This is a genomic window from Pseudomonas sp. Irchel s3h14 (assembly GCF_900187425.1).
Lineage (GTDB): Bacteria > Pseudomonadota > Gammaproteobacteria > Pseudomonadales > Pseudomonadaceae > Aquipseudomonas.
This window is the reverse complement of the sequence record NZ_FYDJ01000017.1, coordinates 33,028-55,160: the sequence shown is the minus strand read 5'-3', so window position 1 is coordinate 55,160 and position 22,133 is coordinate 33,028. Positions and strand designations below refer to the sequence as shown.

The 22,133-nt window shown below is 60.8% G+C and carries 19 protein-coding genes; 5 read left to right on the top strand and 14 right to left on the bottom strand.

Annotated features, from left to right (window positions below):
• Positions 1–139: 139 nt before the first annotated feature.
• The 3 genes from CKW16_RS24630 to CKW16_RS24620 form a co-directional block, all read right to left on the bottom strand.
• Entirely contained in the window at positions 140–838 is a 699-nt protein-coding gene (locus CKW16_RS24630; protein WP_095131456.1) for a PspA/IM30 family protein, read from the bottom strand.
• Positions 839–862: 24 nt separating this feature from the next.
• The gene (locus CKW16_RS24625; RefSeq protein ID WP_088500343.1) at positions 863–1,444 is read right to left on the bottom strand and encodes a YjfI family protein; all 582 of its coding nucleotides are present in this window, start codon (positions 1,442–1,444) and stop codon (positions 863–865) included.
• A gap of 264 nt (positions 1,445–1,708) precedes the next feature.
• Entirely contained in the window at positions 1,709–2,263 is a 555-nt protein-coding gene (locus CKW16_RS24620; protein WP_095131453.1) for a cysteine hydrolase family protein, read from the bottom strand.
• A 101-nt stretch (positions 2,264–2,364) separates the two neighbouring features.
• Between CKW16_RS24620 and CKW16_RS24615 the strand changes: the two genes are divergently transcribed.
• From CKW16_RS24615 to CKW16_RS24605, 3 genes are all read left to right on the top strand, one after another.
• Complete coding sequence (locus CKW16_RS24615) at positions 2,365–3,351, top strand: GlxA family transcriptional regulator (protein ID WP_095131451.1); 987 nt, start codon at positions 2,365–2,367, stop codon at positions 3,349–3,351.
• Positions 3,352–3,528: 177 nt separating this feature from the next.
• On the top strand, positions 3,529–4,638 hold the full coding sequence (locus CKW16_RS24610; RefSeq protein WP_095131449.1) for a DUF3182 family protein: 1,110 nt from the start codon (positions 3,529–3,531) through the stop codon (positions 4,636–4,638).
• Complete coding sequence (locus tag CKW16_RS24605) at positions 4,628–5,386, top strand: S9 family peptidase (RefSeq protein ID WP_095131447.1); 759 nt, start codon at positions 4,628–4,630, stop codon at positions 5,384–5,386. The genes CKW16_RS24610 and CKW16_RS24605 overlap by 11 nt, the downstream gene beginning before the upstream one ends.
• Positions 5,387–5,500: 114 nt before the next feature.
• Here the strand turns inward: CKW16_RS24605 and CKW16_RS24600 are convergent, their stop codons facing one another.
• The 6 genes from CKW16_RS24600 to CKW16_RS24570 form a co-directional block, all read right to left on the bottom strand.
• Entirely contained in the window at positions 5,501–6,490 is a 990-nt protein-coding gene (locus CKW16_RS24600) for a lysylphosphatidylglycerol synthase domain-containing protein (RefSeq protein WP_095131446.1), read from the bottom strand.
• Positions 6,490–7,773: a cardiolipin synthase ClsB gene (clsB, locus tag CKW16_RS24595; protein WP_095131444.1), complete on the bottom strand. Its 1,284-nt coding sequence runs from the start codon at positions 7,771–7,773 to the stop codon at positions 6,490–6,492. Before clsB ends, CKW16_RS24600 begins: the two co-directional genes overlap by 1 nt.
• Entirely contained in the window at positions 7,770–8,567 is a 798-nt protein-coding gene (locus tag CKW16_RS24590; protein WP_008145514.1) for an endonuclease/exonuclease/phosphatase family protein, read from the bottom strand. The genes clsB and CKW16_RS24590 overlap by 4 nt, the downstream gene beginning before the upstream one ends.
• A complete protein-coding gene (locus CKW16_RS24585; RefSeq protein WP_095131440.1) occupies positions 8,564–9,490 on the bottom strand; it encodes a DUF72 domain-containing protein in 927 nt (308 codons plus the stop codon). The genes CKW16_RS24590 and CKW16_RS24585 overlap by 4 nt, the downstream gene beginning before the upstream one ends.
• A gap of 165 nt (positions 9,491–9,655) precedes the next feature.
• Positions 9,656–10,858: an MFS transporter gene (locus CKW16_RS24580; RefSeq protein ID WP_095131438.1), complete on the bottom strand. Its 1,203-nt coding sequence runs from the start codon at positions 10,856–10,858 to the stop codon at positions 9,656–9,658.
• Between the two features lie 637 nt (positions 10,859–11,495).
• Entirely contained in the window at positions 11,496–15,812 is a 4,317-nt protein-coding gene (locus CKW16_RS24570) for a DEAD/DEAH box helicase (protein ID WP_095131434.1), read from the bottom strand.
• Between the two features lie 310 nt (positions 15,813–16,122).
• On the opposite strand from CKW16_RS24570, the gene CKW16_RS24565 reads away from it, so the two are divergent.
• Both CKW16_RS24565 and CKW16_RS24560 read left to right on the top strand, forming a co-directional pair.
• Positions 16,123–17,007, top strand: coding sequence for a sugar nucleotide-binding protein (locus CKW16_RS24565; protein ID WP_046053235.1), 885 nt, complete (start codon positions 16,123–16,125; stop codon positions 17,005–17,007).
• Entirely contained in the window at positions 17,000–17,929 is a 930-nt protein-coding gene (locus tag CKW16_RS24560; RefSeq protein WP_095131432.1) for an NAD-dependent epimerase/dehydratase family protein, read from the top strand. Before CKW16_RS24565 ends, CKW16_RS24560 begins: the two co-directional genes overlap by 8 nt.
• A 100-nt stretch (positions 17,930–18,029) precedes the next feature.
• Here CKW16_RS24560 and CKW16_RS24555 read toward each other — a convergent pair whose 3' ends face one another.
• The 5 genes from CKW16_RS24555 to CKW16_RS24535 all read right to left on the bottom strand — a co-directional run bounded on the left by CKW16_RS24555 (position 18,030) and on the right by CKW16_RS24535 (position 22,045).
• Positions 18,030–18,728, bottom strand: coding sequence for an OmpW family protein (locus tag CKW16_RS24555; protein ID WP_095131430.1), 699 nt, complete (start codon positions 18,726–18,728; stop codon positions 18,030–18,032).
• Positions 18,729–18,935: 207 nt separating this feature from the next.
• Positions 18,936–19,454 (bottom strand): DUF3299 domain-containing protein, encoded by a 519-nt coding sequence (locus CKW16_RS24550; RefSeq protein ID WP_095131428.1) that lies wholly within the window; start codon positions 19,452–19,454, stop codon positions 18,936–18,938.
• A gap of 11 nt (positions 19,455–19,465) precedes the next feature.
• Entirely contained in the window at positions 19,466–20,731 is a 1,266-nt protein-coding gene (locus CKW16_RS24545; RefSeq protein ID WP_095131426.1) for an ABC transporter permease, read from the bottom strand.
• Between the two features lies 1 nt (position 20,732).
• Positions 20,733–21,443 carry an ABC transporter ATP-binding protein gene (locus tag CKW16_RS24540; RefSeq protein WP_095131424.1) on the bottom strand — a complete coding sequence of 237 codons (711 nt, stop codon included), beginning with the start codon at positions 21,441–21,443 and terminating at the stop codon, positions 20,733–20,735.
• Between the two features lie 23 nt (positions 21,444–21,466).
• Positions 21,467–22,045, bottom strand: coding sequence for a DUF2796 domain-containing protein (locus CKW16_RS24535; protein ID WP_095131422.1), 579 nt, complete (start codon positions 22,043–22,045; stop codon positions 21,467–21,469).
• Positions 22,046–22,133: the final 88 nt, after the last annotated feature.

Sequence of the window (22,133 nt, the reverse complement as noted above, 5' to 3'; positions counted from 1 at the left end):
CGGTGCGACGATTCGACTTGCTCGCGAAGGCAGTGTGTCAGGCAACATTGATGTCGACTGACACTCCCTCTTCGCGAGCAAGCCCGCTCCCACAGGTTCCGCAGCTCGGCATTAAATGCCCTTCCTGCTGCTGTGTTGCTTACTCAGCCGATTTTTTCTTCAGGCGTTCCAGAATCGCATTGGCGCTGCCTTCGTTTGGCGTGATGCCGGCTTCGCGCAGTTTGCGTTCCAGATCAGTGCCGGTCGATGCATCGGCCAGTTGATCCTGGGCTTCCAGTTCAGCGGCGCGTTGCTGCTGCTTGGCTTGCAGGCGGTTCAGTGTACCGACGGCGGTTTCCAGCTTGCCGTTGGCGCCGCCACTGGCGATCGAAGCGCTGACCTGGGCTTTCTGTACGCTTTCGCGGGCCTTGGCCATGTCCACTTGCTGACGCAGGCTTTTGATGCGGCTTTCGGCCTTGGTGATGTCTTTGCGCATGTTGTCCGCGTAACCGCCGAATTCGGTGGCCTGCTTTTGCTCGACATCAAGCTCATTGGTCAGGGTCGAAATGGCTTCGGCCACTTCCAGCGCCAAGTCTTCGCGGTTGGCCTGAATCGCGGCCATGGCCTTGGATTCGAGGTCCTTGATCTTGGCGTTGTACTCGGCTACACGATCAGCCGACAGCTTGTGCTTGGCCATGATGGTGACCAACTCACGCTTGGCATTGGCCAGGGCGCTGTCAGCATCGCGGATTTCCTGGTCGAGGATGCGCAGGGCCTGTTGGTCGACGATCGATTCGCCGACTTCATTGGCACCGCCACGCAGCGCGGTGAACAATTTGCTCCAGATGGACTGAGTCATTGGATATTTCCTGTTCCCGAAAAATTAGATGAAGAATCGTTCAAAGGCTTCGCTGGCGCGCTGGACGTTGTCGACGAGGGTTTTGACCTCGGTCACGACGTTGGTCAGGCTGGAGTCGGAGCTCAGTGCGCCGAACATGTTGTAAACGATCTGCCCGTTGGGCATGGACTCGATACCGATCGAGGACAGCGGGAACATTTCCCGGCTGCGCAGAACGGCATCGTTGAATGCCGGTACGTCGTTGATGGACTCGACATCAACCAGAACGGTATCCACGATGACCTGATCGCCAACCACGGCGATGTAAATCGGCAGGCCACCGAAATCGTTCATTTCCAGCTTGATGCTGGACTCGGAGCCTTGAACGAGGGAGAGGGTGATGTCGTTCGAAACCACTTCGTCGAGGGCCTGAAGGGCGCTGTAGAGGCGATCGATGTTCCAGTTGTTACCTGCGCTCATGTAATTCTCCGACATGAATGAGCCAGCCAGGATCGGTTGGCGTAGCTGTTTCTCCATCTGCTTGAGCAGGCTTCGGTTTTCGGGAAGCACCCAAGTCTCGTGTTTCACATAACCGGCGGCACCCAGGCCCGCGCGCATCTGCTTCATGTAGAAGCTCGACGGTTTTTTCGCAGACGGTTTCGAGCGCTCTCCCTTGCTGCTCGCGGTATCAGGCTCGGCAGGCGGACCTGATGGAGAGCGGCTTTTCATACTGGTGACTCCGTTGTGAAATCTCACGCGTGAGAAACACTACAGTGATTTTTTACACCTCTCAATAGCTCACGCGTGAGATTTTTAGCGACCGGAAACGCAAAGGCCCGCAACGCGAAAGCGCAGCGGGCCTTTTGTTTATCGAGTTGTTTCAGGGGGGTGTTAGCGCCTGGCCGCGAGAAATTCGTCGGCGGACACCACGCTGGCGTAGGCAAAACCCAGGGCCGACATGAAGGCGGCATGCACGTGGGCTGCCGGAACGGTGACGCCGTTGAACTCCAGATCACGGGTAGCGCAGGCGTCATGAATCACCGTAACGGTGTAGCCAAGATCGGCGGCGGCACGGGTGATGCCGTCGACACACATGTGGCTCATGCTGCCGACGACGACCAGTTCCTTGATGCCTTGCTCGTCGAGGATTGACTGTAGTTCGGTTTCGCGGAACGAGTTGACGAAGTGTTTGAGCACGACCGGTTCGTCGGCGCGATTGAGGACTTTAGGGTGCAGCTTCGCGCCCTCGGAGCCCGGAGTGAAAAAGGGCGCTTCGTCGGAAGTGAATTCGTGACGGATGTGCACCACCGAATCACCCGCATCGCGGAAGGCTTTGAGCAGACGAACGGCGTTGTCCGCGGCGGCATCGGCGCCGACCAGCGGCCACTTGCCTTGGGGGAAGTAGTCGTTTTGGATATCAACTACGATGAGTGCTTGCTTGGCCATGACTGTTTCCTCGAAGTGCTTGTTGGTGTGGAATGAAGTATTGGGTCTGGCAGGCCGTCCGAGGATTGGCCGCACCGACAATAGAAGGGGGAAAACTGACAATGGACGCAGAAAGGCCAATCGCCGAGTTGGGCGTGCTGATCTATCCCGGTGCGCAGATGGCGGCGGTGCATGGATTGACGGACTTGTTCGGGGTGGCGAACCGGATTGCCGCCGAGCATCAGGCGGCGCAGTTGCCGTTGGTGCGGGTCAGCCATTGGCAGGTTGATGGCGATCAGGCGCCCGAGCGGGTCTACGACAGTCATCCCGCTGCGGACGGTGCGTTGGTGGCGGTGTTGATCCCGCCGTCGATTGCCGGTTTTTCCGAAGGTCTGGCACCGCAGGGGCTGATTCGCTGGCTGCGTCAGCAACACGCCAATGGCGCGACACTAGGCGGGGTTTGTGTGGGGTCGATTCTGTTGGCCGAGAGCGGCCTGCTCGACGGTCGTAGCGCCACCACCCACTGGACCTCGGCCAAAGCCTTCGCCGAGCGTTACCCGGCGATCAAGCTCAAAGCCGACACCCCCATCGTTGACGACGGCGACCTGATCACGACCGCCGGGCTGATGGCCTGGTCTGAACTGGGCTTGCGTCTGGTCAACCGTCTGCTGGGGCCGAGCATCGCCACCAGTACCGCGCGGTTTTTGGTGGTGGAACACAGCGACAGCGCGAGTGAATGCGGCAGCAATTTTTCACCCATTCTTAGCCATGGCGACGCCTCGATTCTCAGGGTCCAGCATTGGCTGCAAACCACCGGAGCGACCGATGTGTCACTGGCGACGATGGCCGAGCGGGCAGGGCTGGAAGAGCGCACGTTCTTGCGTCGATTTCGTGCGGCAACCGGACTCAAACCCACTGAGTACTGCCAGCACCTGCGGGTCGGCAAGGCCCGGGAAATGCTGGAGTTCACCAACGGCACCATCGATCACATTGCCTGGACGGTGGGTTATCAGGATCCGAGTGCCTTTCGGGCGACGTTCAAGAAGATTACCGGGTTGGCGCCAAGTGATTACCGGACACGGTTTGGGGTAGGAGCGAGTCAGGGGTGAGCGTCAGTCGTGCAAAATGCCAGAGTTGAAACCCTTGTCGTGCAGAATCAAACAGGCAGGGTGCCATCACGTTTTTCGTAACTGGCTGATTTGAAAAACGTTTGTCTTCGGCCCCCCTTGGCCTGATCTCTGCACCCTTTCAACTACATTCATCAAGCGCAGATTGAAGGGGGACGCATGACCCCAGCAAACCGCAAGAAACTGGTGGTCGCCCACTCCGTGCGCCCCGAGGCTCCGTTGCACGAAGTAGAAACCAATCGTGCGCTGGCGCGTTGGCTGGCACAGATACTGGGGCTTAAATACGGTGGCAGTTACGACCCGGAACTGCACAACGGTCGAGACCTGTATCTGTTGCCGACCCAGACGCTTGTTGGCGCTGCTGCTGCCCGGCAATTGGGCGTCAAAGGGCCTGAGGATTTGTGGGGCGGTTACGTCGACCATGATTTCATCTGCACCAAAGCCATCAGTCACGGGTTGCACAACAAAAATGCTTACGCTCCGGAAGGTTGGTCACCGTTGTTTTCCGAGCGCGTGCGCAGCGTGGTGCTCGACGGTCTCAGTGTTTTTTCCATGGACGATGCGCGTCCTGCGGCGGAGCATCTGCTCTATAGCGGCCCGATTCGCATCAAGCCTATTCATGCCTGCGCCGGACGCGGTCAGGAAGTGATCAAAAGCCTCGACCAGTTCGATGCCATCCTCGCCAAACCCGAGGCCAAAGCGCTGTTCACCGAAGGCGTGGTGCTGGAGCAGGACCTGGACCACGTGATCACCCACAGCGTCGGTCAGAGCTTTATCGGCGACACGGTGCTGAGTTATTGCGGTGATCAATACTTGACCGAAGACGGTCAGGGCGAGCAGGTTTATGGAGGGTCCAACTTGCTGGTTGTGCGGGGTCACTACGACGATTTGCTCGAACTGGAATTGCCGGACGATGTTCAGCTGGCGATCCGTCAGGCGCAAGTGTTCGACCGTGCCGCGGATGAGGCTTATCCCGGTTTCTACGCCTCTCGGCGCAACTACGACATCGCCCAAGGCGTGGACAGCAACGGCAAACAGCGCAGCGGTGTGCTCGAGCAGTCCTGGCGGATGGGCGGTGCCAGCAGCGCCGAAGTCGCCGCCTTGCAGAGCTTCGTCAACGACCCGGGGATGCGCGCGATTCGCGTGTCTTCGGTCGAGACCTACATCGACCAGCCGCTGCCGGCGGACGCCATCGAGGTGTATCGCGGGCCGGCGCAAAACAGTGACTTTCTCCTCAAGTACGTAACGGTTAAATCCTATGACGGCTAGAAGCGAAACCATTCAAATCGACATCGACGATGAACAGATGATCGGGACCTTTCTCAGCCCCAAATCGAAAGTCCCCGGCGTGCTCTTTGTGCACGGTTGGGGCGGCAGTCAGGAGCGGGACCTGGAGCGGGCGAAAGGCATCGCCGGTCTGGGTTGCGTGTGCCTGACGTTCGACTTGCGCGGGCACACCGGCGGCAGGGGAATTGCGCTGAGTCGAGTGACGCGCGAAGACAACCTGCGCGACCTGTTGGCGGCGTATGACCGCTTGCTCGCGCACCCGGCGCTCGATACATCGGCGATTGCCGTGGTCGGCACCAGTTATGGCGGTTACCTGGCCTCGATCCTGACGTCATTGCGTCCGGTGCGCTGGCTGGCGCTGCGGGTGCCGGCGCTGTATCGCGATGATCAATGGCACACGCCCAAACGTGACCTGGACAAGCTCGATTTACGTGATTACCGCAGCACGTTAGTGCGCGCCGACAGCAATCGTGCGCTGCATGCCTGTTCGCAATTTACCGGGGATGTGCTGCTTGTGGAGTCCGAGACCGACGACTATGTGCCCCACTCAACCATCATGAGTTACCGCGCTGCGTGTCAGCAGACCCACTCGCTGACCCATCGGATTATCGACGGCGCCGATCACGCCTTGAGCGAACCTGTTTCGCAACAGGCATACACCTCGATCCTGGTGGGCTGGATCACTGAAATGGTGGTGGGCGAGCGGTTGAGCATCATTCAGTCATCGTAAAAACATCGGCTGTTAATGCCTAATTCCAATCAGTTAAGCCAAAACGCGATCCGTAGCAGCAGGCTTCGCCAGCTGCTACGGATTGTGTCGTTCCTTAACTGACTGGCATTGCTGTTAATGCCTCGGTTTCTTCTCGATCCGCAACGACTTGGCCTTGGCTTCCACGATCAAGTACATCACCAGGGTAATCAGTAGCGGCAAGATGAAATAAATCGCCCGATAGGCCAGCAATCCGGCCACCAGGCTGCCTCGGGACGCTTGATGTTGCAGCAGCGCCACGAATACCGCTTCCAACACGCCAAGCCCGGCGGGGATGTGCGTGATGACCCCGGCAATCGCGCTGATCAGCAATACCCCAAGCACCAGTGGGTAATCCAGCTTGCTCGGCAGCAAGGTGAAAATCACCGCCGCCATCAGCGACCAGTTCAGCGCCCCGAGGGCCAGTTGCAGCACTGCCATGCGCAGGGACGGCAGGTTGATTTCCACCCCGCGTATTGCCCACTCCCGCCGCCTGGAAAACTGACACGCTGCCAGATACCCCGCGCTCACCAGCAGCAACAACACGCCCACACCTTGCAACGCATCAGTGCTCAGCTTCCAGCCTGGCGGCATTCGCACCAATCCGCTGCTGAACACCGCACCGGCAATCACCATGTAACCGAACCAGTTGGTCGCCAGGCTCAACCCGAGAATTTTCGCGATGTTGCCCTTGCTCACCCCGAGTCGCGAATACAGCCGATAACGCATGGCAACACCGCCGACCCAAGCGCTCAGATTGAGGTTGAAGGCATAGCTGATAATCCCCACCGGCAGGATCTGCTTCCACGTCAGGTCCTGGCGAATGTAGGTACGGCCGATCAGGTCGAAGCAGGCGTAGACCAGAAAACTCACCAAGGTCAGACCGGACGCGATGATCAGCGTGCGCACCTTGAAATCTGCGAGGTTGTCGAACACTTCATCCCATTCGATGCGCTGGGCAAGCATCGTGAACAGCACGATCAGCGCCAGGAAAAACAGCATCGTCAGCGGCCGTTTCCAGCGGCTCCAGCGGGATTTGGGCGGGGTGTCGGCGTGGGCCGCCGGTTGTGTATCCGAGTGGCTCATCAGGTGTCACTCCCGGCGGAATGGGAAAAAGGTTTCAGGCGCGGTTTGTGCGCCGGCAGCCAACCGGCCCAGGCCGGGAAGTGCCGCAGAAAGTGAAACACCAGAAAACCGACGGTCATGTGCCAGACCCGCCCACGCGGGGACTTGTCTGCGGACATGACCTTGCAATGGTTGTTACTCAGGTCTTCGAGGCGCTCGAACAGGTCGCGGTTGAAGGCGCGATCACGGATCAACACATTGGCTTCCAGGTTCAAGGACAGGCTCAACGGGTCGAGGTTGCTCGAACCGACCGTGCTCCAATCCTCATCCACCAGCGCGACTTTGCCGTGCAGCGGACGGTCGCAATATTCGTAAATCTGCACGCCGGATTTGAGCAGGTAGTCATAGGTCATGCGCGCGGCGAGTTTGGCCGCCAGCATATCGGGCTGACCTTGCAGGATCAGCCGCACATCGACGCCGCGGCGGGCTGCGTTGCGGATCTCGCGCAGCAGGCGATAGCCCGGAAAGAAGTAGGCATTGGCGATCACCACCCGGCGCTGGGCACTGCGCAGCACCTGTCGGTAAACCTCTTCGATGTCGGTCGGATGTTCGCCGTTGTCGCGGTACACCAGGCGAACCTGGCCGTCATGATCGGTGAACGCCAGCTCCGAGCGCCGTTGCCTGCGTCGTTGCCACCAGTATTTGGCTCGCGCCGGACGACCGCATTGCAGCAGGGCGAAGTGATGGATGTCGGCCACCGCCGGGCCTTGCACTTCAACGGAATAATCCTGCTTGGCCTCAGGGCCGAAGTCAGCCAAATGGTCGGCCGAAAAGTTGATACCGCCGATGAACGCAATCGTGCCGTCGACCACCACGATCTTGCGGTGCAGGCGGCGGAACCAGTTGGTGCGGATGCCCAGATGTTTGGGCGCCGGGTCGAAAATCTGGATGCGCACGCCGGCCTCGCTCAGGGTGGTGAGGTAACCCGTGCTCAGTTCACCGCAGCCAAAGCCATCGAGACTGGCGCTGATTCGCACGCCGCGTTGAGCGGCAGCGATCAGTACTTCCTGCAGCTCATTGCCGACCTTGTCCTCGAACACAATGAAGGTTTCCAGCAGGATTTCAGTCTTGGCCTGACGCATGGCCTCGAACACCCGAGGGAAATACGCTTCGCCGTTTTCCAGCAGCTCTACGCGGTTGTTACCTTGCCAGCCATATTCGACGTCGACCATGCCCGGCTCTCGGATCGGCGGGGTTGTGGATAAGTGCTCCACGTTGGTTTTATCCATCGATGGGCTGCTCATAGCTCGATCTCCACCGATAGCGGTGCATGGTCGGAAAGGTGTGACCAGGGCCGCGCGGCCAACACTTGCGGCTGGCTGGCCTTGAGGTTGCGCACGTAGATGCGGTCAAGGCGCAGCGCTGGCAATCGCGCTGGAAAACTGCGCGCCGGTTTGCCGTGGAGTTCGGCGAAAACCTCCCGTAGACCGCTGGGTTTGAGCAGCGCGTCGGCACGCTGGCGCCAGTCGTTGAAGTCACCGGCAACGATCACCGGGGCATCGCTGGGCAGTTCTTCGAGACGCTGGGCCAGCAACTTGAGTTGTTCGGTGCGGTGGGTTTCGCGAAGGCCCAGATGCACGCAAATGGCATGCACTTCCTGGCCGTCACCGGGCAGGCGCAGCACGCAATGCAGGATGCCGCGGTTCTCGTGACCGCTGATGGACACGTCGAGGTTGTCGTGGCGAATGATCTGGAATTTCGACAGCAGCGCATTGCCGTGATCGCCCGCCGGATAGACCGCGTTGCGCCCATAGGCGAATTGCGGCCAAAGCGTGTCGGCGAGGAATTCGTATTGCGGCATCGCCGGCCAATTGCTGTAGCGCTGGGGATGACGCTCGTGGGTGCCGTGGACTTCCTGCAAAAACACCACGTCGGCGGACACGCTGCGCACCGCTTCGCGCAATTCCGGCAGGATGAAACGCCGGTTGAGCGCGGTGAACCCCTTGTGCGTGTTGACCGTCAGCACGGTAAAGCGACGCACGGAGGTGATGATGGGTTGCTGTTCGTCGGTGGTGCCGACCGGTTCCGAAATGCTCATGACAGCACTCCTTCGGCGGCCAGTTCACCGGGACGGGTGGCGAGGTCTTTATCCAGATGAAAACGCTCCAGCAAGCGGCGGGCATCGAAGGGCGCGCGGACTTTGATGTCGTTGTCGAAGTAGCAAAACACCTCACGGGACTTGCGCGCCTTGGGCTTTTGCCGGGGCGCGATCAGCTGCGGGTCGGGCGGTTGCTGGCCGTGGTACCAGGCCTCGATCCGGTCACCCCAGCGTTTCAGCGCCTCGGGGGTGTAACCGCTGGCATAGAGTTCTTCGGCACCGTGCAGGCGCAGGTAAACGAAGTCGCTGGTGAGGTCTTCGCGGTACGGCCATTTACCGGCGGTGTCGGCGATAACCAGCGCAGCATTGTGGCGTTTGAGCAGGCGGATGAAGGCGGGGTCGATGAAGCTCTCGTTTCTGATTTCTACGGCATGGCGCAACGGCTTTTTCCCGTAGGCCTTCATGCTGGCGTGACCGTTCACGTGCGAATCATGCTGGCGGGCGAGGGCGGCGGCCTCTTCGGTGTTGTGGGGCAACTGCTCCAGAAAGGTCTCGAACAGCTCGGCATCGAATTTGAAATTGGGCGGGAATTGCCAAAGGATCGGGCCGAGTTTTTCTTTGAGTTCCAGCACCCCGGACGCAAAGAAATTCGCCAGGGGTTTATGGACGTCCCGCAGTCGCCTGATGTGGGTGATAAAGCGCGGGGCCTTGACGCTGAAAACGAAGCCCCTCGGGGTTTCGGCGTACCACTGGGCATAACGTTCGGGCCGTTGCAGGGCGTAAAACGATCCATTGATTTCGATGCTGTTGACCGCCCGTGAGGCGAATTGCAATTCGCGCTTGTGGGTCAGCCCCTTTGGGTAGAAATCCCCCCGCCAGGGCGTGTAGCGCCAGCCTGAAATACCGATATGGATCGCCGCCATGTCGCCTCCCGTCTAATGGTTCTCGGACTGCCCTGTCTTCTGATGACTGCGGGGCGGGCGAGAAAGTTTCGACGGGACTACGGACGGTCAACGTCGGTTTATCAGTCACATCAACATTGAATGTGGCGCCGTCATCGCGGGCAAGCCTTGCTCCTACAAAAGCAATCAGTGACCGGCGACAATGCGCGTCGAGCTCTCTGCATACACCGGACCCAACCGATCAAGACGACCGCTCCACATGGTCAGGGCCAACGCGACCAGCACCACCAGCCCACCAATCCATGCGGTGTGGATCAGCCCCATGTGAGCAACGATCAAGCCGCCACCCCACGCGCCACCGGCGATGCCGAGGTTGAACGCGGCGATGTTCAGGCCCGACGCCACATCCACCGCATGCGGGGTGTGATGTTCGGCCTGACGCACTACATAAACCTGCAGCCCCGGCACGTTGCCGAACGCAACCGCACCCCAGACCAGCACGGTGGCCAGGGCCAGCCATGGGTTGCCAGCGGTAAAGGTCAGAACGAACAACACCGCCGCGAGCAGGGCGAAGATGATTTTCAGGGCGCTGATCGGGCCGCGTTTGTCCGCCAGTTTGCCGCCCCAGATGTTACCGACGGCCACCGAGATACCGTAGACCAGCAGCACCAGGCTGACGGTGCTGGCGCTGAAGCCGGAAATGTCCTGAAGAATCGGTGCCAGGAAGGTGAACGCAATGAACGAGCCGCCGTAACCGACTGCGGTCATGGCGTACACCAGCAACAAACGCGGCTGCTTAAGCACCTGCAATTGCTGCAACAGTGAAGCCGGTTTGCTGTGGGCAATGTTTTTCGGCACGTAAAGCAGGCTGCCGATGAACGCGATCACACCCAGCGCAGACACCGCGAGGAAGGTTTCGCGCCAGCCGAAATGCTGACCAATGAACGTCCCCAGTGGCACGCCGGTGACCAGTGCCACGGTCAGGCCGGTGAACATGATGGCGATCGCGCTGGCGGCTTTTTCCTTTGGCACGAGGCTGGTGGCGATGGTCGAGCCAATCGAGAAAAACACCCCGTGGGCCAGACCGGTGACGATCCGCGCAATGATCAGCGATTCGTAGCTTGGCGCTTTCCAGGCCAGCAGGTTGCCGAGGGTGAACAGCACCATCAGCGACAACAGCAGCATTTTGCGCGGGACTTTGCCGGTGAGGGCGGTCAGCACCGGGGCGCCAATGGCAACGCCCAATGCGTAAAGGCTGACCAACAGGCCGGCGGACGGCAGGCTGACGCCGAGGTCGGCGCCAATGGTGGGTAACAGGCCAACGATGACGAACTCGGTCGTCCCGATGGCGAAGGCGCTGAGGGTCAGCGCGAGCAAGGCAATGGGCATGGCTGCAACTCCGGTGGATTGATTGATGGAGCGCAGTGTCCGGGTTTGGGTTATGCGGAAAAATACAGGGATGGGCATTTGATATTTGCGTTGTGAGCAAAGATCAAAAGCTACCCTAACCCTCCCGAAACGTCGGACCGCCCCAAAGGGGCGAGGGGACTGACCGACGTGTCTTTCGAAATACTGCGACCTGAATATTCGGAGTCGAACTCAGGTCCGGAAAGCCATGGAGATCTGCTCCCTTTCCCCCTCTCCCCACTGGGGAGAGGGTTGGGGTGGGTAAAAACCGGGGACATCCTTTACGTTTGAGACCGGGGACATGGTTTACAGGTATCAATCATGGTCAGGAGGTACTGACCATGCCCTGGAATCGAGAGTCCCCGATGGATCAGCGAGTGAAATTAATCCATGACTGGCTTAGCGGCAGTTACAGCAAGAGCCAACTGAGTCGCTGCAAAACGATGGACTTGCATCGGAGCATTCATCGGTGTTCCTGCCGGATCAGCCGAGAACTCAATAGCCTCACACCGCTGATCGTTCCCATGCTCCGCGTGGGAATGCCTCAACGGACGCTCTGCGTCCGCTCTTGGGACGCGGAGCGTCCCGGGCTGCATTCCCACGCGGAGCGTGGGAACGATCAGTGCCGGATCAGTTTGTTGTGTAGCTCGATAGTCGATTGCTGATCCAGCTCTAACCAGAAATGCTGCTTGCCGGCAATCTCGGCAGCGGCTGGCAGACCATCGCGATACACCAATCGATTACTCGCCAATGCCGGTACTTTTGCACCCGGTAAAAGCGTCCCGGCGAGGTTCAGCGGATCAACCCCGCACACAGCAATCAAACTCCCGTCATGCGGCCGTCGCCGCACCTCGCGCAGTAATGGAATGGCCTCGGGCAACGCAAACTGTTCACCGGCCAAACCACTGACAAACCGCCCGCCGCGAATTTCGCCGCGAGCTTCCAGCCGATGGAAAGTGCGCAGCAATTCCCGCCAGCTCGGCAGCCAATCCGCTTCACGTTCCAGCAAGCGCCAGAACACTACGCCGTAGCGCCGGAGCAAGGTCATGGCGATATGTTCAAGGATGTCGGTCGGTGTCGGTGCCGGACGTTTGTTATCCACAACCGGAGCTTGCGCCCCGCGTCGCAGCAAGGCCCAGCGCCCGGCATCGTCCATCCCGCCAACAAACGCTCCGCGCCCGCGTCGGCTGCTGCGATTCTGGCGTTTGCTGGCTGGAGTAATCAGTGCTCGCAGACCGGCGAAGCTGTCGGCATTCACCAACCCGGCGCCGACCAATTCCTGCAAGGCGATTTCCAGTTCAGAGCGCAGCAGATGAGCTTCGTGAATCAGCTCATCGAAAAACAGCGCGCCGTGTTGGCTCAGGGCTTCGTAAACCTTTTGCGTCTTGGGTGATAGTTCGCTGACTGGCGTCTGCTCGGTCAACCCGCTCCACAACCCGACCTGACTGCGCGGCAATAGCAGAATCGGCGTGCTGCGCAGCGCCGTGCTGGTGCTCTTGTTGCGTGCGGTCAGGCGAGTCCAGACCAGTTTGCCGCTGCGGCACAGGTCATCCAGCCAACTTGCCGAATAGTCTTTGATCCGCGCCGGAAAAATATCGCTGTCCCAGGCCGAAGCAGCGGCGGGGTAGCCTTCGAACTGACCGACTATCGCGGGCAACACTGCGTTGCCCTGACCTTGGGTTGCGGCAGACAGGTGCTGCCAGTCGAACAGGAAACGCATGAAATCCTGCAACGCCACGGGCTCGATTTCCCGCCGCAGACGCTTGACGGTGTAGCGGTGAATCCGCGCCAGCAAATGCCGTTCGCACCATTCTTCTTCAGCCGTGCCAGGCGTGAATTGACCGCGCAGCACATAGCCTTCGCGTTCCAGTTGCGCCAACGCCTGGGTGACTTGAGTCGCCGGCAAACCGAGTGGTTCGGCAATCGCGTTCAGCGGCAACGGACCGAACGCGCTGAGCCGTGCACGAATCACTTCCAGCACCGCTTCGTCCGGTGCCCAGACTTCATCGAACCCGGGCAACGCCTCCAGTGGTGGCTGCAAAATCGCTTGTGGATAAATCGCCCGCAGGCAGGTGAGCCGCTCCAGTGCCAACCACAGCGCTTGCCCTGCATTGACTTGCAAGCGGCTGGCGCGACCGCTGTCGGCCAGGGCGTTCAGCCAATCGAGCCAGTCTGGATGGGCCTGGGCCTCGACGTCGGTGATGCACGCGAGGCTCATCAACGCTTCATGCATTTCATCGATGCCAATCGGCGCTGGCCAGGCTTCCTCGCGCACGGCTTGAATCGCGTCCGCATCCAGCGCGCCGAGATCGTCGGTGGACTGCGGATCGCTCCAGCGGCGGTTGAGCACTGCTTGAGTGCGGCGCTCTTCCAGCGGCGCATCGTCGAGAAAGGTGTAGGGCCGAGCACTGAGAATTTCTGCTGCCAGCGGCGAGGGCGCCGGCAGGTCGCGGCTGATCAGGCGGATGTCGCCACGTTCCATGCGCCGCAACAACGCCAGCCAGCCTTCGCTGTCCATGGCTTCGTGCAGACAGTCGTCGAGGGTTTGTTCTACCAGTGGATGGTCGGGAATTTCCCGTTCGCCAGCGAGGTTTTCCACGCAGGCAATCTGATCGGGAAACACAGTGGCGATCAGGTCTTCGCTTTTCATCCGCTGGATCTGCGGCGGGACTTTGCGTCCGCCACTGTAGCGCGGCAGCGCCAAAGCGACCCCGGCATTCCAGCGCCAGCGCACACCGAACAGTGGCGCATCGAGCACGGCTTGAATCAGGCTGTGCTCGGCGCTGTTGCTGTGCAAATAGCGCCAGACGTCATCGAGTTCAAAACTGTGGCTGGCGGACAGCGACAGGACGATGGCGTCTTCGCTGGCGGCAGCCTGCAATTCGAAGTTGAAGGTGCGGCAGAAACGCTTGCGCAAGGCCAGACCCCAGGCACGGTTGATGCGGCTCCCGAACGGCGTGTGAATGATCAATTGCGTGCCGCCGGACTCGTCGAAAAACCGCTCCATCAGCAGCGTGTCTTGTGACGGCAGGGCGCCCAACGTCAGGCGCGCACGGGCCAGGTAATCGACCAATTGTTCCGCGCTGGCGAGGTTCAGACCGAGGGTGTCGGTCAGCCAGTCGGTCGCGGGCTGCAAGTGACCGGGCGTGGCGCCGAGCAGCTCATCGAGTTGCGCTTGCAGGCGGGCCACGGCAAACGACAGTTCAGCACTGCGCCCCGGCGCTTCGCCGAGCCAGAATGGAATGGTCGGCGGTTGGCCCTGAGCGTCTTCGACCCGGACCTTGCCGGTTTCGACCCGCAGAATCCGGTAGGAGGTGTTGCCCAGTTGGAAGACATCCCCGGCGATGCTTTCCACAGCAAAGTCTTCGTTGACGCTGCCGATGTTCAGCCCTTGGGGTTCGAGTAAAACGCTGTAGTCGGCGTTGTCCGGGATCGTCCCGCCGCTGGTCACGGCCGTCAGTTTGGCGCCCCGACGACCGCGCAAGGTGCGGGTCACGGCGTCGCGGTGCAGGTAAGCGCTGCGGATGCCCAAGCGACCGTTGTAGCCTTCGGCGAGCATCTGCAGCAGCGCTTGATAGTGTTTTTCGTCGAGCTCGCTGTAGGGCGAGGCGTTGCGGAACATCTCCAGCAGCGCCTGCTCCTGCCATTCCTGGCAACTGACCTCGGCGATGATTTGTTGCGCGAGTACATCCAACGGTGCCTTGGGGATCAGCAAGGTGTCGAGTTCGCCACGCCGCACGCAGTCGAGCAGGGCGGCGCACTCGATCAGGTCGTCGCGGGTGGTGGCGAACAAACGGCCCTTGGGCGTGCCGCCGACCTGGTGCCCGGAGCGGCCGACCCGTTGCAGAAACCCGGCAATCGAACGCGGCGAGGCAATCTGGCAGACCAGGTCGACATCGCCGATATCGATCCCCAGTTCCAGGGACGCCGTGGCAATCAGCACCTGCAGCTCGCCGCGCTTGAGCCGCTGTTCGGCGTCGAGACGAAACTCCTTGGCCAGACTGCCGTGGTGGGCGGCCACCGCCTCCTTGCCGAGGCGTTCGCTCAAGTGACGGCTCAGGCGTTCGGCGAGGCGTCGGGTGTTGACGAAAATCAGCGTGGTGCGGTGTTCGCGGGCGAGGGCGGCGAGGCGGTCGTAGACCAGTTCCCAGATGTCGTTGGCCATCACCGCCGACAACGGCACGGGCGGCACTTCGATGTCCAGATCCCGTGGGCGGGCGTGGCCGATATCGATGATTTCGCACGCTCGATCACGGCCCACCAGAAACTGCGAGACGGCTTCGATGGGTTTTTGCGTGGCAGACAGGCCGATCCGCATCAGCGGTTGCGCGCATAACGCTTGCAGTCGCTCGAGGCTCAGGGCCAGGTGACTGCCGCGTTTGCTGGCGGCGATCGCGTGAATTTCGTCGACGATCACCGTGCGGGCGGTACTGAGCATTTGTCGGCCGGAGTCGGAACCGAGCAGCACGTAAAGGGATTCCGGGGTGGTCACCAGGATATGCGGCGCGGTTTTGCGCATCGCCGAGCGGTCTTTTTGCGGTGTGTCGCCGGTGCGCACGGCGGTGTTGATCTGCAATTGCGGCAGGCCCATCTCGCGTAACTGCTTGGTGATGCCGGCCAGCGGGTCTTGCAGGTTGATCTGGATGTCGTTGGACAGGGCCTTTAGCGGCGAAACGTAGACCACCAGGGTTTCATCCGGCAGACGGCCGTCGTTGGCCATTGCGCGGTGGACCAGGTCATCGATGACCGCGAGGAACGCGGTGAGGGTCTTGCCAGAGCCCGTGGGTGCGGCGACCAGTGTCGAACGGTGCTGGCGGATCAACGGCCACGCCCGGGCCTGGGCGGCGGTGACCGTCGGGAAGGTGCTGCTGAACCAGGCGCTGACGGCGGGGTGAAAGCCAGCCAGGGCGCTGTCCGTCGGGATTGGCAGATTCATGTTCTGATTTATGCGGGCGAGTCGGAGAAGTTGCAAGTACCGCTCAAGCCCTCTGGTGGTCATTAGGGCCCCTTCGCGAGCAAGCTCAGCTCCTACAGTGGATTTGTGTACGCAGCAGATCCCTTGTGGGAGCGGGCTTGCTCGCGAAGGGGCCGGAACAGGCGCCGCCGTTCTCAGGTATCTACACTTTACGGATGACGGTTGCGCACTAAACCCGCAAAATGCAACGATTCCGGCAACTATCGACGGCATCGCCCGCGAGCGGTGTCGATAAAGCCATTGTTTCAATCAGACTGGGCCTGCTGACTCTATGCGAATGCGCCTTATGTTACTGGGCGGCGGAAATGCCCTTGGGCAGGCGCTGATTCGCCTCGGTGCGGAGGAAGACATCGGCTTCCTCGCCCCCCGCCCACCGCAAGACGGCTGGGACGCCGCGACCCTGACGCAACTGCTCGACGACACCCGTCCAGACGCGTTGATCAACCTCGCCTATTACTTCGACTGGTTTCAGGCGGAGACGGTCAGCGAACAGCGTCTGGCCGGGCAGGAGCGGGCGATCGAGCGTCTGGCCGAACTGTGCCAGCATCACAACATCGTGCTGCTGCAACCGTCGAGCTATCGAGTGTTCGACGGCTCCCGGGCGACGGCCTACAGCGAAAAAGACGAACCGGTGCCTTTGGGCCTGCGCGGTCAGGCCTTGTGGCGGATCGAACAAAGCGTGCGCGCCACCTGCCCGCAACACGTGTTGCTGCGATTCGGCTGGCTGTTGGATGACAGTCCCGACGGCACCCTCGGGCGTTTCCTCGGCCGCGCCGAACTGCCTGAAGAATTGCTGATGGCCGACGACCGTCGGGGCAATCCGACGCCGGTGGATGACGCCGCCCGGGTGATCATCTCGGTCCTCAAACAACTCGATTGCTCGGCGCCGCTGTGGGGCACCTACCATTACGCCGGGCATGAGGCGACCACGCCGCTGGCACTTGGGCAGGCGATCCTCACCGAAGCACGTGCTCTGCATCCGCTGGCCATCGAAGCGCCGACCGCCCAGGCTCACGCCGCGCGACCGGACGCCGCCGAAGAGCCGCAACACGCGGTGCTGGCCTGCAAAAAAATTCTGCACACTTTCGGGATCAAGCCCCGCGCCTGGCGTGCGGCACTCCCGGGCTTACTGGATAGGTTTTATCGCCATGGCTGACGGCCCTGTTTTAATCACCGGCGGCGCCGGTTTCATCGGCTCGCACCTCACCGATGCCTTACTCGCCAAGGGCCATTCGGTACGCATTCTCGATGACCTCTCCACCGGCAAACGCAGCAACTTGCCGCTGGACAATCCTCGCGTCGAACTGATCGTGGGCGATGTCGCCGATGCCGTGCTGGTCGCGCAGGCGATGGTCGGATGCAGCGCTGTGGCGCACTTGGCCGCGGTCGCGTCGGTGCAGGCGTCGGTGGATGATCCGGTGAAGACTCACCAGAGCAATTTCATTGGCTCGCTGAATGTCTGCGAAGCCATGCGCCAGTCCGGCGTCAAGCGGGTGCTGTACGCGTCCAGCGCAGCGGTCTATGGCAACAATGGCGAAGGCGAGTCGATCGACGAAGACACGCCCAAGGCACCGTTGACGCCCTACGCTTCGGACAAATTGGCGAGCGAGCATTACTTCGATTTTTACCGTCGCCAGCATGGTCTGGAGCCGGTGATTTTCCGTTTCTTCAACATCTTCGGCCCGCGCCAGGATCCGTCCTCGCCGTATTCCGGGGTGATCAGCATTTTCAGCGAGCGCGCGCAGAAGGGCCTGCCGATCACTGTGTTCGGTGACGGTGAGCAGACTCGCGATTTCGTCTACGTCGAGGACCTGGTCGACTTGTTGGTGCAAGCGATCGAGAAACCGCAGGTCGAAGTCGGCGCGGTGAACGTCGGCTGGAACCAGGCCACGACCCTCAAGCAAATGCTTGAAGCCCTTGAAGCGGTGGTCGGTCAATTGCCGCCGGTGAGCTATGGCCCGGCGCGCTCCGGTGACATCCGCCATTCGCGAGCAAACAATCAGCGTTTGCTGGAGCGCTTTACCTACCCGGAGCAGACACCGATGCGTGTCGGCCTGGCGCGGTTGTTGGGGCGCTGATCATCGTTGTGACGCGGAGCGTCCCGGGCTGCATTCCCACGCGGAGCGTGGGAACGATCAAAAAAGGCGCCTTTTGAGGCGCCTTTTTTGTGCGGCAATTTTAGAATTTGTAACCCAGGCCAACCATGTAGATGAACGGGTCTACGTCCACATCGACCTTGGCGCGAGTGCCCTGTGCCACTGCGTTATTTTGCACGGTCGCGGTGGTGTCGATGTCGATGTAGCGCACCTGGGCGTTGATCATGATGCTGTCGGTCAGCATGTAGTCGGCGCCGACCTGGAACGCCATGCCCCAGGAGTTATCCGCCTTGAAGTTGCTGAAGCCGTTGGCGCTGGCTTCGCTGCCAACGTGCTCATCGTAGATCCAGGTGTAGTTGATACCGGCGCCGACATACGGCTGGAACGCGGACTTCGCGTCCAGTGGGTAGTACACAATGCTCAGCGTCGGTGGCAGGTGTTTCAGCGTACCGAGTTTGCCATTGGCCGCGCCGAGGGCGGTGCCTTTGAGCTTCACGTCATGCTCGAACGGCGAGGCCGCCAGCAGCTCGATCCCCCAGTGGCTGTTGAGCATGTAAGCGAAGTTCAGACCCAGTTGCGTGTCGCTGCTCATGGTGGCCTTGCCGCCCAGATCGGCACCCTTCAGCGGACCTTGATCAACCTTGACGCTGGAGCTGTCGGCTTTCGGGTTGACGGTGATTGCACCGGCACGAACGATGATATCGCCGGCTTCGTGGGCGTAGGCTAACGGTGCTGCGAGCGCGAGGGCAAACAGCGAAGCGCTGAGCAAGGACTTGTGCATGGAGGGCTCCAAAGGACGTTAAAAATATTCGATGTCCAATGGTACGGAGGCGTCTGATACGGTCTGTTGACTCAGCTCAATGAAACAGTGATGGCCCTGATTTTTGTACTGTGGCTGATGGCCTTTTCGCGGGCAAGCCTCGCTCCTACAAAGACAACGCTGAACCTGTAGGAGCGAGGCTTGCCCGCGAAGGCGTCCTGTCAGGATTCACTCCGGCAATTCATACACATAAATCTTGTCAGCCTGCATCTGATACCCGGTATCCGCCAACTCGCTGGTCGACGCTTTAACCTGCAATGCACCCTCGATCCAGTACGGCTGATACAACTCATCAAGCTTCACACCCACCTCGCTTTTGACGTGCACGATCTGGTTCGACGGCGGTGGCGGCACGTGGATGCAGGCGCCGAAATAAGGCACCAGCAGAAACTCGGTGGTGCGACCTTCTTCACTCACTTCCAGCGGCACGATGTAGCCCGGCAGCCGAATGTTCTGACCGTCGAGGCTTTTCACCACCGGTGCGTTCGGCATGTCTTGCTTGGCCGCAGGCGCCGATTCGGCGGCCAACGCGTTGCCCATCTGCGACAGGTCGTGCAGCGGCGTCATGTTCGGCACTTCCGGTGCGGCGTCTGGCGGGATCATTTCCGACCAGGTCAGGTCTTTCGGCTCGGCCGCCCACAGGGGCAAGGCGACCAGCATCAACAGCGCAAGCACAGCACGGGGCATGTTCAACGTCCTCATAAACGGATCGACAGGCCATCGGCCAAAGATTGGCGATACGCGCGCCAGGCCGGCACGCTGCCCATCAGCAGCGCGGCGATCAGGATGCCACCGAGCAGCGTCCATTCATATTCGCTCGGCCAGGCGAGCGGTAGATACAAGCCGTAATTCGCCTGAACATAGCCTTGAGCCGCCGCGATGCCCACATACAGCAGCGCCACACCGGCAATCACCCCCGACAGTGCCAGGGCAAATGCCTCCAGCACCAGCAAGGTTGCGATGTGCCACGGTCGGGCACCCACCGAGCGCAGAATCGCCATCTCCCGACGGCGCTCGTTGAGACTGGTGAGGATCGCCGTGAGCATGCCGATCAACCCGGTCAGCACCACGAACAGCGACACCACGAACAAGGCTTTTTCCGCCGTGCTCATCAAACTCCAGAGCTCTTGCAGCGCCACGCCCGGCAGGATCGCCAGCATCGGCTCACCCCGAAACTCATTGATCTCACGCTGTAGCGCGAAGGTCGAAATCTTGCTGTTGAGGCCGAGCATGAACGCGGTGATCGCTTGCGGCGTCAGGTCCATGTTGCGTGCCTGATCGGCAGTGATCCGACCGTTGCCGCGCGCCGGCACGCCGTTGTGCCAGTCGATGTGAATCGCTTCCATCCCACCGAGGCTGATGTGTAACGTGCGGTCCACCGGGGTGCCGGTGCGTTTGAGAATGCCGACCACGGTGAACGGTTTGTCGTCGTGCTTGACCAGGCTGATCACTGCCACGCCGTGGGCCAGCACCAGTTTGTCGCCGAGTTTGTAGTGCAGCGCATCGGCCACTTCGGCGCCGAGTACCACTTCAAACGGGTCGGTGGCGAACGCACGGCCGTCGGCCAGTTCCAGGTGTTGCTGATGACCGTATTGGTAATGCTCGAAGTACGCCTCGGTGGTGCCCATCACCCGATAACCGCGATGGGAATCGCCGAGGGACATAGGGATTGCCCACTTCACTTTCGGGTTGTTGGCGAAGTGCTCGAAGCTGTCCCAACGCATGTTGTTGGTGGCGTTGCCGATGCGGAACACCGAGTACAGCAGCAGGTTCACCGAACCGGAACGTGCGCCGACAATCAGGTCGGTGCCGCTGATGGTGCTGGCGAAACTGGCCTTGGCTTCGGTGCGCACTCGTTCTACGGCCAACAGCAGGCAGACCGACAGGGCAATGGCGAACGCGGTGAGGATCGCGGTGAAGCGGCGGTTAGCCAGGCTGGCCATGGCTAGACGAAACAAATACATCTCAGACCTCGGACGGTGTGGCGGCGCGATTGAGATCGGCCAGCGACAGGTGGCGATCGAACAGCGGTGCCAGGCTTTGGTCATGGCTGACGAACAGCAGGCTCGATCCGGCTTCGCGGCATTCGGCGAACAGCAAGCGAAGGAAGTTCTCGCGGGCGTCGTAATCCAGGGCCGAGGTCGGTTCGTCGGCGATCACCAATTCAGGCTGACCGATCAACGCGCGCGCAGCGGCTACCCGTTGCTGTTGGCCGATGGACAGCGAATCGGCGCGGCGACTGAGGATGCTTTCATCCTTCAGACCCAAGTGGGCGAGCAGGGTGGCCGCCGCCTGGTCGACGCTGCCGTGGCGCTGTTTCGCCCGTTCGGCACGCAGTTTGGAGAAGTGGCAGGGCAGCTCGACGTTCTCGCGTACCGAAAGAAATGGCAGCAAGTTGAACTGCTGGAAGATGTAGCCGGTGTGATCGACCCGGAAGCGGTCGCGAGCGCCGGCCGAGAGTTCGGTCAGCTCCTTGCCCAGCAATCGGATGCTGCCGCGATCAGGCTTCTGCACACCGCCGAGCAGACCGAGCAGGGTGGTCTTGCCGCTGCCACTGGGGCCTTTGAGGAACAGGGTTTCGCCTGGCATAAGGCGAAACGCCGGGATATCCAGCAGCGGCGGATGACCGGGCCAGCTGAAGCCCAGGTCGGACAGTTCGATGAGTGCTTGGGTCATGTGAGCCAATTTCTGTGAGAGTGTCAGAATTTCAGGGCGGCAGCCTTGGCCGTCACTTCTACCCCTTGCTGCCCGCTCGGGCTGATCAGTTGTACCTGAATCTTCTGGGTCGCCGGGAAGGTGTTGAAGATGTTCGCCAGGTCCAGGTTTTTCAGTGCGCCGGGTGCCGAGCAGCTGAATTGATAATGAGCGTGGATTTCGCTGTGGTCGTGGTGATGCTCGTCCTTGCCCGCTTCGTCGTGATCATCATCGGCATCCGGCTTGTCACCGAACAACGGGCTTTCCAGTTCCTGAGTCGCAACCACGCAACCGGCGGCTTTCGGCAGGTTGAACAGCACCAGCGGTTTCTCTAGCTGCGCACGAACCGCGGCGACTTTGGCTTTGTCGGCGTCAGTGGTGGCGGCGTGTTCGAAACCCACCAGGTTCATCGCCGGGCTTTCCAGTTCCAGCTCCAGGGTCTGACCGTCCAGCGCTGCGTTCAGGCGCCCGACACCATGTTCGTGGGCGCTGAGGCTGCCGTGCTCATGGTCATGTTCATCAGCGGCGTGGGCGACGGCCAGCGGCAACAGGGCAAACGGCAGAGCGAGAAGCAGACGGCGCATGGCGGGTCTCCGAAAAGTAAAATGAAGAGTTTGTTATGTAATCTTATAACGTAAGCGCCGAGAGTTTGACCGCCTGCTTGGCGTTGCA

Coding starts and splice junctions, on each gene's coding strand:
- CKW16_RS24550 (WP_095131428.1), bottom strand. CDS start 19,454: ATGCCCCGTGCTGTGCTTGCGCTGTTGATGCTGGTCGCCTTGCCCCTG.
- CKW16_RS24545 (WP_095131426.1), bottom strand. CDS start 20,731: ATGTATTTGTTTCGTCTAGCCATGGCCAGCCTGGCTAACCGCCGCTTC.
- CKW16_RS24555 (WP_095131430.1), bottom strand. CDS start 18,728: ATGCACAAGTCCTTGCTCAGCGCTTCGCTGTTTGCCCTCGCGCTCGCA.
- CKW16_RS24625 (WP_088500343.1), bottom strand. CDS start 1,444: ATGAAGCAGATGCGCGCGGGCCTGGGTGCCGCCGGTTATGTGAAACAC.
- CKW16_RS24585 (WP_095131440.1), bottom strand. CDS start 9,490: ATGGCGGCGATCCATATCGGTATTTCAGGCTGGCGCTACACGCCCTGG.
- CKW16_RS24580 (WP_095131438.1), bottom strand. CDS start 10,858: ATGCCCATTGCCTTGCTCGCGCTGACCCTCAGCGCCTTCGCCATCGGG.
- CKW16_RS24615 (WP_095131451.1), top strand. CDS start 2,365: ATGGACGCAGAAAGGCCAATCGCCGAGTTGGGCGTGCTGATCTATCCC.
- CKW16_RS24560 (WP_095131432.1), top strand. CDS start 17,000: ATGGCTGACGGCCCTGTTTTAATCACCGGCGGCGCCGGTTTCATCGGC.
- CKW16_RS24570 (WP_095131434.1), bottom strand. CDS start 15,812: ATGAATCTGCCAATCCCGACGGACAGCGCCCTGGCTGGCTTTCACCCC.
- CKW16_RS24610 (WP_095131449.1), top strand. CDS start 3,529: ATGACCCCAGCAAACCGCAAGAAACTGGTGGTCGCCCACTCCGTGCGC.
- CKW16_RS24620 (WP_095131453.1), bottom strand. CDS start 2,263: ATGGCCAAGCAAGCACTCATCGTAGTTGATATCCAAAACGACTACTTC.
- CKW16_RS24540 (WP_095131424.1), bottom strand. CDS start 21,443: ATGACCCAAGCACTCATCGAACTGTCCGACCTGGGCTTCAGCTGGCCC.
- CKW16_RS24535 (WP_095131422.1), bottom strand. CDS start 22,045: ATGCGCCGTCTGCTTCTCGCTCTGCCGTTTGCCCTGTTGCCGCTGGCC.
- clsB (WP_095131444.1), bottom strand. CDS start 7,773: ATGAGCAGCCCATCGATGGATAAAACCAACGTGGAGCACTTATCCACA.
- CKW16_RS24605 (WP_095131447.1), top strand. CDS start 4,628: ATGACGGCTAGAAGCGAAACCATTCAAATCGACATCGACGATGAACAG.
- CKW16_RS24565 (WP_046053235.1), top strand. CDS start 16,123: ATGCGAATGCGCCTTATGTTACTGGGCGGCGGAAATGCCCTTGGGCAG.
- CKW16_RS24600 (WP_095131446.1), bottom strand. CDS start 6,490: ATGAGCCACTCGGATACACAACCGGCGGCCCACGCCGACACCCCGCCC.
- CKW16_RS24630 (WP_095131456.1), bottom strand. CDS start 838: ATGACTCAGTCCATCTGGAGCAAATTGTTCACCGCGCTGCGTGGCGGT.
- CKW16_RS24590 (WP_008145514.1), bottom strand. CDS start 8,567: ATGAGCATTTCGGAACCGGTCGGCACCACCGACGAACAGCAACCCATC.